7 protein-coding genes and 2 other RNA genes are annotated in these 11916 nt (G+C 53.3%); 4 read left to right on the top strand and 5 right to left on the bottom strand.

Annotated elements, in window-relative coordinates:
- Positions 1-122: 122 nt before the first annotated feature.
- Both OGY72_RS22445 and OGY72_RS22440 read left to right on the top strand, forming a co-directional pair.
- A non-coding RNA gene (locus tag OGY72_RS22445) (RtT sRNA) lies at positions 123-253 on the top strand.
- A 44-nt stretch (positions 254-297) separates the two neighbouring features.
- Positions 298-428, top strand: a non-coding RNA gene (locus OGY72_RS22440) — RtT sRNA.
- A gap of 240 nt (positions 429-668) precedes the next feature.
- Here the strand turns inward: OGY72_RS22440 and narI are convergent.
- The 5 genes from narI to OGY72_RS22415 all read right to left on the bottom strand — a co-directional run bounded on the left by narI (position 669) and on the right by OGY72_RS22415 (position 9118).
- Positions 669-1346, bottom strand: coding sequence for a respiratory nitrate reductase subunit gamma (gene narI, locus OGY72_RS22435; protein ID WP_286549597.1), 678 nt, complete (start codon positions 1344-1346; stop codon positions 669-671).
- Positions 1346-2056, bottom strand: a complete 711-nt coding sequence (gene narJ, locus OGY72_RS22430) for a nitrate reductase molybdenum cofactor assembly chaperone (RefSeq protein ID WP_063940832.1) — start codon at positions 2054-2056, stop codon at positions 1346-1348. Before narJ ends, narI begins: the two co-directional genes overlap by 1 nt.
- Positions 2053-3591 carry a nitrate reductase subunit beta gene (gene narH / locus OGY72_RS22425; protein WP_003833388.1) on the bottom strand — a complete coding sequence of 513 codons (1539 nt, stop codon included), beginning with the start codon at positions 3589-3591 and terminating at the stop codon, positions 2053-2055. Before narH ends, narJ begins: the two co-directional genes overlap by 4 nt.
- On the bottom strand, positions 3588-7331 hold the full coding sequence (locus OGY72_RS22420) for a nitrate reductase subunit alpha (protein ID WP_063940833.1): 3744 nt from the start codon (positions 7329-7331) through the stop codon (positions 3588-3590). The genes narH and OGY72_RS22420 overlap by 4 nt, the downstream gene beginning before the upstream one ends.
- A gap of 395 nt (positions 7332-7726) precedes the next feature.
- The gene (locus OGY72_RS22415) at positions 7727-9118 is read right to left on the bottom strand and encodes a NarK family nitrate/nitrite MFS transporter (protein WP_003833390.1); all 1392 of its coding nucleotides are present in this window, start codon (positions 9116-9118) and stop codon (positions 7727-7729) included.
- A gap of 340 nt (positions 9119-9458) precedes the next feature.
- Here OGY72_RS22415 and narX point away from each other — a divergent pair, with 340 nt between their 5' ends.
- Entirely contained in the window at positions 9459-11255 is a 1797-nt protein-coding gene (narX, locus tag OGY72_RS22410; protein WP_003833391.1) for a nitrate/nitrite two-component system sensor histidine kinase NarX, read from the top strand.
- Positions 11248-11898, top strand: coding sequence for a two-component system response regulator NarL (gene narL, locus OGY72_RS22405; protein ID WP_003833392.1), 651 nt, complete (start codon positions 11248-11250; stop codon positions 11896-11898). The genes narX and narL overlap by 8 nt, the downstream gene beginning before the upstream one ends.
- Positions 11899-11916 lie beyond the last annotated feature (18 nt).

The raw sequence follows: 11916 nt of genomic DNA, 5'->3' as shown, positions 1-11916 counted from the left end.
TTCCCGAGCGGCCAAAGGGAGCAGACTGTAAATCTGCCGTCATCGACTTCGAAGGTTCGAATCCTTCCCCCACCACCATCACTTCATAAAGCACCAACAGCAAATCAATCTCTAATGCCCCATATTCTGCCCATGCGGGAAGGATGAGAAGCTTCGACTAAGGTTCGATTCGAGCGTAGCGAGAAAGCGTTGCCGCAGGCAACGACCCGAAGGGCGAAGCGCGCAGCGCTGAGTAATCCTTCCCCCACCACCATCACTTCATAAAGCATCAACAGCAAATCAATCTCTAATGCCCCATATTCTGCCCATGCGGGAAGGATGAGAAGCTTCGACTAAGGTTCGATTCGAGCGAAGCGAGAAAGCGTTGCCGCAGGCAACGACCCGAAGGGCGAAGCGCACTGCGCTGAGTAATCCTTCCCCCACCACCATCACTTCATAAAGCAACACACTCAATTCCTCTGCAATGCCCTTTATTTGCCTGATGCGCTATGCTTATCAGGCCTACGAACTCGACACGTGCCCGCTATTTGTCTGCTGCGCTACGCTTATCAGGCCTACAGCACTCGCTGATACCTTCGTAGGTCGGATAAGGCGCTTGCGCCGCCATCCGGCAAACAGGCATAAAAAAACCCCGCCGAAGCAGGGTTTTGTCATTCTCAAATATACGATTAGTGACGCGCGCGAACAATCTGGTATTTGCGTGTCAGATATTCGACCGGGACGCTCCAGATGTGTACCAGACGCGAGAATGGGAACAACAGGAACAGCGTCATACCCAGCACCAGGTGCATACGGAAAATGAACGCAACACCATCCAGATATTGAGACGCTCCGCCCTGGAAGGTCACCACTGTCTGCGCCCAGTTCACCAGCTTCATCATCTCACTACCGTCCATATGCTGGGCGGAGAACGGAATGGTCAGCAGGCCCAGCGCACACTGGATCACCAGCAGTGAGAGGATCAGAATATCCGCTCCGGTGGTGGTGGCCCGCACGCGTGGGCTGAACAGACGACGTTTCAGCAGCAGTACGCCACCAACCAGACACATCAGGCCACTGGCACCGCCCGCAAACATTGCCATCTTTTGTTTCACTTCAAGCGGTAGCCAGGCTTCATACATCCAGTGCGGCGTCAACATGCCAAGGAAGTGCCCTGCAAAGATACCCAGGATCCCGATGTGAAACAGGTTTGACGCCAGATTCATCCCTTTGCGATCCAGCATCTGACTGGAAGCCGCACGCCATGTATATTGCCCATAGTCATAACGCAGCCAGCTGCCGATCAGAAAGACAGAACCCGCGATGTACGGATAGATGTCAAAGAAGAACGTATTCAGGAAGTGCATTATTGCTGTCCTCCGGTGGTGATATTCAGATACTGCGGCGCAACGGCCCCGGCAAAACGACGCTGGTGAGCGGAGATTTCCGACTCGCCACACCCCTGATCGGCGAAGAATTTCACCTGCTCTTCTTCCCAGACCGCATCCAGCGCTTGTGGAGTATCGTCACGGGCTTCATCCGCAATTTTTTCAGCCACTTTATCGCTGTCGATAACGGTATTCGCCAGTTTTAACAGCAGATCGAACAGCACCGCATAACGGCTTTCACGCTGTTGCAAACGAGCGCTGAGCAGCGCCAGAATCGGCGCAATATCCTGTAAGCCACCTAGCGCTTCGCTTTTCGGCAGTTGCGCAAGGTATTCCAGATACAGCGGCAGATGATCGGGAAGTTCGCGGCTGTCGAGCTGCAAACCGTGCTGCTCATACTGTGCCATCAGGTCAACCATAGCCTGACCGCGATCGCGGGATTCACCGTGAACATGTTCAAACAGCAGCAGCGATGTCGCGCGGCCACGGTCAAACAGTTCGCTGTAGGCGGCCTGCACATCCAGCATGTCCTGCGCGGTTAGATCGCGCAGGAAAACGCCCAGAGCCTGGGCATCCTCTTTATCCAGGTTCTCAGATGACGCGAGTGCATCGAAAAGTTCCTGCTGATGCTGCCACAAGGCAGCATCCGGGTACTCGAGCAGACGCGAAACAATGACGAGTTCAATCATTGGTGCGGCTCCGTTTTGCTGGTCACATCGACAGCGTCGATGCGGCGGCTGTTGAACAGATTGAATTTAGTATCAGAACCGTGGCAACCGTCGCCGAAGGTAAAGCCACAACCGCTTTTCTCCGGGAACGCGTCACGCGCCAGTTCACGATGACTGCTCGGTACCACGAAACGATCTTCGTAGTTCGCGATTGCCAGGTAACGATACATTTCCTGTGCCTGTGCTTCGCTTAAGCCCACCTCTTCCAGTGCACGGGTATCAACTTTGCCGTCAACAGTTTCCGCACGTTTGTAGTGACGCATTGCCAGCATACGTTTCAGCGCCAACAGTACTGGTTGGGTGTCACCTGCGGTCAGCAGGTTCGCCAGGTACTGAACCGGAATACGCAGGCTGTCAACATCCGGCAGAATACCGTTGCTGCCCAGCTCGCCCGCATCAGCAGCTGACTGAATCGGTGACAATGGCGGCACGTACCAGACCATCGGCAGTGTGCGGTATTCCGGATGCAGCGGCAGCGCCAGCTTCCAGTCCATCGCCATTTTGTAAACCGGAGACTGCTGTGCGGCATCAATGACGCTCAGCGGAATACCATCTTTCAGCGCCTGTTCAATAACAGCCGGATCGTTCGGATCGAGGAACACGTCCAGTTGACGCTGGTACAGATCTTTCTCGTGCTCGGTGCTTGCTGCACTTTCGATCGCATCTGCGTCATACAGCAGTACGCCGAGGTAACGGATACGACCTACACAGGTTTCGGAGCAAACGGTCGGCTGACCGGCTTCGATACGCGGGTAGCAGAAGATGCACTTCTCAGATTTCCCGCTCTTCCAGTTGAAGTAGATCTTCTTGTACGGGCAGCCGGTGATACACATACGCCAGCCGCGGCACTTGTCCTGGTCGATCAGCACGATGCCATCTTCTTCACGCTTGTAGATAGCGCCGCTCGGACAGGTCGCCACACACGCCGGATTAAGGCAGTGCTCACACAGACGCGGCAGGTACATCATGAAGGTGTTTTCGAACTGACCGTACATCGCCTTCTGCATGTTTTCGAAGTTCTGGTCTTTGGCGCGTTTTTCAAACTCGCCGCCCAGAATTTCTTCCCAGTTCGGACCGCTGGTGATTTTATCCATTCGCTGACCGGTGATCAGCGAGCGTGGACGAGCAATTGGCTGTGCTTTGCTGTCTGCCGGGGCGTTATGCAACGTCTGGTAGTCAAAATCGAACGGCTCGTAGTAATCATCCATGCCCGGCAGATGCGGGTTAGCAAAGATTTTACCCAACAGCAGCGCTTTGTTACCCATGCGCGGCTGCAGTTTGCCGTTGATTTTACGGATCCAACCGCCCTTCCATTTTTCCTGGTTTTCCCAGTCGTTCGGGAAGCCAACGCCAGGCTTACTTTCGACGTTGTTGAACCAGGCGTACTCCATACCTTCACGGCTGGTCCAGACGTTTTTACAGGTCACTGAACAGGTGTGGCAGCCGATGCACTTATCGAGATTCAGCACCATGCCGACTTGTGAACGAATTTTCATTTTACGCTCTCCTGTACCTGGTCATTGCCTTCGCCATCCAACCAGTTAATGTTCTTCATCTTACGTACAACTACGAACTCATCACGGTTTGAACCGACGGTACCGTAGTAGTTAAAGCCGTAGGCCAGCTGCGCATAGCCGCCGATCATATGGGTCGGTTTCGGCGTAATACGGGTCACCGAGTTGTGGATCCCACCACGCTGCTGGGTGATTTCTGAACCCGGCAGGTTAACGATACGTTCCTGCGCGTGGTACATCATGGTCATCCCGGCCGGTACACGCTGGCTGACAACTGCACGTGCCGTCAGCGCACCGTTGCTGTTGAAGACTTCGATCCAGTCGTTATCTTCGATTCCCAGATCCTTCGCATCGACTTCGCTCATCCACACAATCGGGCCACCGCGTGACAGCGTCAGCATCAGCAAGTTGTCGCTGTAAGTGGAGTGGATACCCCATTTCTGGTGCGGCGTCAGGAAGTTGAGCGCTTTTTCCGGGTTACCGTTTGATTTCTCGCCGATCACCGCTTTCACCGAACGGGTGTCGATTGGCGGACGGTAAACCAGCAGGCTTTCACCAAAGTCACGCATCCACTGATGATCCTGATACAACTGCTGGCGACCAGACAGCGTACGCCATGGGATCAGCTCGTGAACGTTGGTATAGCCGGCGTTATAAGACACGTGTTCATCTTCCAGTCCTGACCAGGTCGGGCTGGAGATAATTTTGCGCGGCTGCGCCTGAATATCGCGGAAGCGAATTTTTTCGTCCTCTTTATTCAGCGCCAGATGCGTATGGTCACGACCGGTAAATTCACTCAGCGCAGCCCAGGCTTTAACGGCTACCTGACCGTTAGTTTCCGGCGCCAGCGTCAGGATCATCTCGGCTGCATCAATTGCGGTATCCAGCATCGGCTGGCCTTTTGCCGGACCTTCAGCCTTGGTGTAATTGAGCTTACGCAGCAGATCCATTTCGCTCTGGGTATTCCAGGCAATCCCTTTACCGCCGTTACCGATTTTTTCCATCAGCGGGCCGATGGAGGTGAAACGCTCGTAGGTTGCTGGATAATCACGCTCAACGGTCATGATGTGCGGTGCGGTAACACCAGGAATCAGGTCACATTCACCTTTTTTCCAGTCCTTCACGTCCAGCGGTTGTGCCAGTTCTGCGGCAGAGTCGTGCTGAATTGGCAGCGTAACGACGTCGGTTTCTTTACCGAGATGACCCACGCAAACTTCAGAGAATTTCTTGGCGATGGCTTTGTAGATTTCCCAGTCGCTCTTTGATTCCCAGGCCGGGTCAACGGCCGCAGACAGAGGATGAATAAACGGATGCATGTCCGAGGTATTCATATCGTCTTTTTCATACCAGGTTGCGGTCGGCAGCACGATGTCGGAATACAGACAGGTGCTCGACAGACGGAAGTCCAGCGTGACAACCAGATCCAGTTTGCCGTCCAGGCCGTTATCCTGCCATTCCACTTCTTCAGGCTTCACGCCGCTCTGCTGGCCGAGATCTTTGCCCTGAATACCATGTTCAGTACCCAGCAGATACTTGAGCATGTACTCGTGGCCTTTACCGGAAGAACCGAGCAGGTTAGAACGCCAGATAAACAGGTTGCGCGGATGGTTTTTACCGTTTTCCGGCTGCTCTGCTGCAAAGCGAATTGAACCTTCTTTCAGGGATTTAACGGTGTAATCCACCGGCGTCATACCTGCTTTCTGCGCTTCTTCGGCGATACGCAGTGGGTTAGTCCCTAACTGCGGCGCAGATGGCAACCAGCCCATACGTTCAGCGCGAACGTTAAAATCAATCAAATGACCGCTGTAGCGGGATTTGTCTGCCATCGGGGAAAGCAGTTCCTGCGCAGTAACCGTCTCATAGCGCCATTGGCTGGAGTGGTTATAGAAGTAGGAAGTGCTGTTCATATGACGAGGCGGACGCTGCCAGTCAAGAGCAAACGCCAGCGGCTGCCAGCCGGTTTGCGGACGCAGTTTTTCCTGGCCGACATAGTGGGCCCAACCGCCGCCGCTCTGACCGATACAACCGCAGAACACCAGCATATTGATCAGGCCACGATAGTTCATATCGAGGTGGTACCAGTGGTTCAGGCCCGCACCGACGATGATCATCGAACGACCGTGTGTTTTATCGGCGTTATCCGCAAATTCACGGGCAATGCGCACGATCTGAGAGCGAGATACGCCAGTGATTTTTTCTGCCCATGCCGGCGTGTACGCTTTCACGTCATCGTAGCTGGTCGCGCAGTTTTCGTCGTTCAGACCACGTTCCAGGCCATAGTTAGCCATGGTCAGGTCGTAAACGGTGGTCACCAGCGCGGTAGAGCCATCGGCCAACTGCAGGCGTTTAACCGGCAGTTTGTGCAACAGAATATTTTCCAGCTCTACTTTACTGAAGTGCTCGGTGCCTTCGCCGCCAAAGTACGGGAAGCCCACTTCAGCGATATCGTCCTGGCTACCCAGCAGGCTGAGCTGCAGTTCAGTTTCATCACCGGACGTACCGTCGCGTTGCTCAAGGTTCCATTTGCCCTTTTCGCCCCAACGGAAACCAATTGAACCGTTTGGCGCAACCATTTCGCCGTTGCTGTTGATAGCGACGGTTTTCCATTCTGGGTTATTTTCCTGGCCCAGAGAGTCGACCAGATCCGCCGCACGCAGCATACGACCAGCAGCATAGTAGCCGTCACGCTCTTCGAGCATCACCAGCATTGGCATGTCGGTATAACGACGAACATAGTCGGTGAAGTACTGGCTCGGGTTATCGAGGTGGAACTCGCGCAGCATGACATGGCCCATCGCCATTGCCATCGCCGCATCGGTTCCCTGCTTCGGTGCTAGCCACAGGTCGCAAAGTTTGGCAATTTCTGCGTAGTCCGGAGTAATCGCTACCGTTTTGGTGCCTTTATAGCGAACTTCAGTAAAGAAGTGTGCATCCGGAGTACGGGTCTGCGGTACGTTAGAGCCCCATGCAAGAATGTAGCTGGAGTTATACCAGTCGGCAGATTCCGGTACGTCGGTTTGCTCGCCCCAGGTTTGCGGGGAAGCCGGCGGCAGGTCACAGTACCAGTCGTAGAAGCTCAGGCAGGTACCGCCAATCAGCGACATATAGCGTGCGCCGGAAGCATAAGAAACCATCGACATCGCTGGGATCGGAGAGAAGCCTGCAACTCGGTCAGGGCCATAGGTTTTGATGGTGTAAACGTTAGATGCAGCAATCAGTTCATTCACTTCCTGCCAGGAAGAACGAACAAACCCACCACGACCGCGCGCTTGTTTGAAGCTTTTTGCTTTGTCGGCGTCTTCGATGATGGATGCCCATGCGTCTACCGGATCGCTGTGCAGTCTTTTTGCTTCACGCCACATCTTCATCAGACGTTTGCGCATCAGCGGGTATTTCAGACGGTTAGCGCTGTAGAGATACCAGGAATAGCTTGCACCACGTGGGCAGCCGCGAGGCTCGTGGTTAGGCATATCTGGACGCGTGCGTGGGTAGTCAGTTTGCTGGGTCTCCCAAGTCACCAGACCATTTTTCACATAGATTTTCCAGCTGCATGAGCCCGTGCAGTTTACCCCGTGGGTTGAACGCACGATTTTGTCATGCTGCCAACGCTGGCGGTATCCGTCCTCCCAGTCCCTGTTGGTATTGAGAAGCTGGCCATGCCCATCGGCAAAGGTTTCGCCCTTCTGTTTGAAGTAGCGAAACCGGTCCAGGAATTTACTCATCGGTTTTCTCCTGTAGGAGCCTGACGGCTCTCTGATAAATCGACATTGCTTGATTGAGAGCGAAGGTAACGCTCTGAAAGGGCGTGAGAATTGATAACGATCAAGGCATGCAGGGATGAAAACAGAGGGTCGATTTTCACATACCCCCTTAGTAGGATATTAATAAAACAGTCAACATATTGAATTTAAATGATTTTATTAAAATCACTTATCATACAAATGTTAAATTCTTTATAAGTGGGTATTAAGGGGTATCCCCCCTGCCAGGCATATTACCAGCGCCGTTTTCGCAGACTTTCGTCATGAGCTCACATATAAGTATGTTGTAACTAATTTAGAACAAAAAAAAGCGCGGTCTAACACCGCGCAATGGATAATCAACTGCTACTACTTTTTTACTTTTTAGAATGACGTCCGTACACCGCCCAAGTGATGACCACACAAGCGACATAGAAGATCAGAAATACTTTCATCGCATCGACCGGAGAACCGGTTAACGCCAGAGACGTACCAAATGCTTTCGGGATAAAGAAGCCGCCAATCGCACCAATGGCTGAGATAAAGCCCAACGCTGCCGCAGTGTCTGTTGCTGCTTCGCGCATTGCTTTCTCTTCTGAACCGCCTTCAGCTTTCACTCTGTCCATCGTCAGCTTGCGGAAGATAACGGAGATCATCTGGAAGGTTGAACCACTCCCCAGACCAGCCGTCAGGAACAATGCCAGGAACACCGCGAAGAAGGCGATAAAGTTGCCGCCAACGCCGTTTGATGGCAGCGTCAGGAACAGTAAGGCACTGAAAATTGCCATCAGCACGAAGTTCACCAGCGTTACACGGGTTCCGCCCAGACGGTCAGAGATTGCGCCGCCCGCTGAACGAGCCAGCGCGCCAATCAACGGTCCAAAGAAGGCGTAATGCAGGATCTGTACCTCAGGAAACTGCGTTTTTGACAACATGGCAAAACCGGCAGAGAAACCGATGAATGAACCGAAGGTTGCCAGATACAGCAGGCTCATAATCCACAGATGCCCACGTTTCAGCACCGGCAATTGCTCTTTCAGCGACGCTTTTGAGGTTGCCAGTTCATTCATACCAAACCATGCAGCCAGCGTTAACACCGCAAGGAACGGTACCCAAATCCATGCGGCGTTTGCCAGATACAGCTGTGTACCATCCGGTTGTTCAACCCCGTGGCTACCAAATGCGGCAAAGATTGACAGTGAAACCACCAGCGGCGCAACCAACTGCATCACGCTGACGCCCATGTTGCCCAGGCCACCGTTCAGACCCAGCGCACCACCCTGTTTCTGTTTTGGAAAGAAGAAACTGATGTTTGCCATGCTGGACGCAAAGTTCGCACCGGCGAAACCGCACAACAGAGAGATAATAATAAAGGTACTAAACGGCGTGGAAGTATCCTGCACCGCAAAACCTAACCATACGCAAGGAATGATCAGGATACCGGTGCTAAACGCTGTCCAGCGACGTCCACCAAACAGGGGAACCATAAAGGAGTACGGAACACGCAGCAGCGCGCCGGACACAGAAGGTAATGCCGTCAGCATGAACAGCTGTTCAGTGGTGAAATCAAATCCGACTTTCGGTAAGTTCACCGCCACGGCGCTAAATAACATCCACACGCAAAACGCCAGCAGCAAGCAAGGGACGGAAATCCACAGGTTACGGCTGGCGATTCGTTGACCACGCTGCTGCCAGAAGGCGGGATCTTCCGGCCGCCATTCGGTAATTACAGCTCCAGATGCCCTTTCCGGGGCAGATGAGTGACTCATAGACACCTCTGATACTTGTTTCGATGCCTGCAACATTAGGGTTTACAGCTGGAGGTAAGTTGATATAAATCAAAGGAAAAGGTGTCATTATTCATGCCTAAAATTTATCATTACCCTAAATGAGTACATAACTTCGGTAAAAAAGATGTGGTTTTTCACGCTTCTGTCGCCCCCTACTCCCCCTCGCCCAGGATCTCTCCCTCCACTGGCAATTAAGAGGTAGCCCGTTTGAGGTATGGGTATACTCCAGTGTATCGCCGAGAATAACGCCACTGCCTGCAGCAGAATCGTCATTCAATAAGGTTTTCTGTTCGACGAAAACCCGAAGGAACAAGTCACCATGTTTAAACGTTGTCTCTCCCCGCTTACGCTGGTCAACCAGGTGGCGCTGATTGTTTTATTGTCCACAGCCATCGGCGTGGCGGGTATGGCTGTCTCCGGCTGGCTGGTTCAGGGCGTTCAGGGTAGCGCCCATGCAATCAACAAAGCGGGATCGCTGCGCATGCAGAGTTATCGCCTGCTGGCAGCCGTACCGCTGGACGCTAGCGATCAACCGCTTCTGGATGAAATGGAGAAAACGGCGTTTAGCCCGGAGTTGACGCGTGCCGCAAAGCGAGACGGACAACAGGCGCAGTTAAAAGCACTACAGGATTACTGGCACACTGAACTGGCGCCGGGGCTTGCGCATGCGCAAACGCCTGATGCGGTAGCGCAGGATGTGACACGCTTTGTAGGCGGTCTGGATAAGCTGGTTACCGCCTTTGACCATACCACTGAATTACGCATTGAACGCGTCGTCCTGCTGCATCGCCTGATGGCCATATTTATGGCATTGCTGTTGGTTTTCACCATTATCTGGCTGCGCGTGCGCCTGTTAGAGCCGTGGAAACAGCTGCTGGCGATGGCGCGAGCCGTCAGCCAACGTGATTTTACCCAACGCGCGCGTATCAGCGGGCGTAATGAGATGGCCGCTCTGGGCTCGGCACTGAATAATATGTCGGAAGAACTGGCCGAAAGTTACGCCGTGCTGGAACAGCGGGTACAGGAGAAAACGGCGGGTCTGGAGCACAAAAATCAGATCCTTTCTTTTCTGTGGCAAGCTAACCGCCGCCTGCACTCTCAGGTGCCGTTGTGCGAACGCCTCTCTCCGGTACTGAATGGTCTGCAAAATTTGACCTTGCTGCATGATATTGAACTCCGGGTTTACGACCTGGAAGATGAAGACAATCATCAGGAATTTACCTGTCAGTCAAATGCCAGCTGTGATGAGAAAGGATGCCATCTGTGTCCTCGCGGAACGCTGCCCGCGATTGACGGCGGGATTACATTGAAATGGCGGCTGACCGATGCACATACCCAGTATGGTATCCTGCTCGCTACTTTGCCGAACGGACGCCATCTCAGTCACGATCAGCAGCAACTGGTTGATACCCTGGTTGAGCAACTGACCGCAACGCTCGCGCTCGACAGACATCAGGAGCGTCAGCAGCAGTTGATCGTGATGGAAGAGCGTGCCACCATTGCACGCGAACTTCATGATTCTATTGCACAATCGCTCTCTTGTATGAAGATGCAGGTTAGCTGTTTGCAGATGCAGGGCGATGCGCTTTCAGATAACTGTCGCGAGTTGCTCAGCCAGATTCGTAACGAGCTGAATGCTTCGTGGGCACAACTGCGTGAACTGTTAACCACCTTCCGTTTACAGCTCACAGAACCTGGATTACGGCCGGCGCTGGAAGCCAGCTGTCAGGAGTACAGCGCCCGTTTTGGATTTACGGTTAAGCTGGATTATCAGCTACCGCCACGCCTGGTCCCTTCGCATCAGGCGATTCACCTGCTACAAATTGCGCGCGAAGCCCTGAGTAATGCACTTAAACACTCTCAGGCCAATGAAGTTGTCGTGACGGTGGTGCAAAATGGCAAGCAGGTCAAACTAACAGTGCAAGATAACGGCTGCGGCGTACCGGAAAACGCCGAACGCAGTAACCACTACGGCATGATAATAATGCGCGACCGTGCGCAGAGCTTGCGCGGCGATTGCCGCGTACGCCGTCGCGAGACGGGCGGTACTGAAGTTGCTGTCACTTTTATTCCCGAAACAAACTTCACAGAAGTCCAAGGAGATACCCATGAGTAATCTGGAACCGGCAACCATCCTGTTGATCGACGATCATCCGATGCTGCGAACCGGTGTAAAACAGCTTGTCAGCATGGCGCCCGATATTACCGTTGTCGGCGAAGCCAGCAATGGTGAGCAGGGTATCGAGCTGGCTGAATCCCTTGATCCCGATCTGATCCTGCTTGATCTCAACATGCCCGGCATGAACGGCCTGGAAACTCTCGATAAGCTGCGTGAAAAGTCACTGTCGGGCCGTATCGTTGTGTTTAGCGTATCCAATCATGAAGAAGACGTAGTTACCGCACTGAAACGCGGCGCTGACGGTTATCTGCTGAAAGATATGGAGCCTGAAGATTTACTCAAAGCCTTACAGCAGTCAGCGGCCGGTGAAATGGTGCTGAGTGAAGCCTTAACGCCGGTTCTGGCCGCCAGCCTGCGTGCTAATCGTGCAACGTCGGACCGTGATGTCACCCAACTGACACCGCGTGAGCGCGACATTCTCAAGCTCATTGCCCAGGGGCTGCCGAACAAGATGATCGCCCGTCGTCTGGACATCACTGAAAGTACGGTAAAAGTCCATGTGAAGCATATGTTGAAGAAAATGAAGCTCAAATCACGCGTCGAAGCCGCGGTATGGGTACATCAGGAACGCATTTTCTGATAACGCGTTGATGCTTCA

This window comes from Citrobacter sp. Cpo221 (assembly GCF_030332345.1).
In the GTDB taxonomy this organism is placed as follows: Bacteria; Pseudomonadota; Gammaproteobacteria; order Enterobacterales; family Enterobacteriaceae; genus Citrobacter; species Citrobacter portucalensis.
Note: the sequence above shows the minus strand (reverse complement) of the source record. Positions and strands in the feature narration are given on the sequence as shown.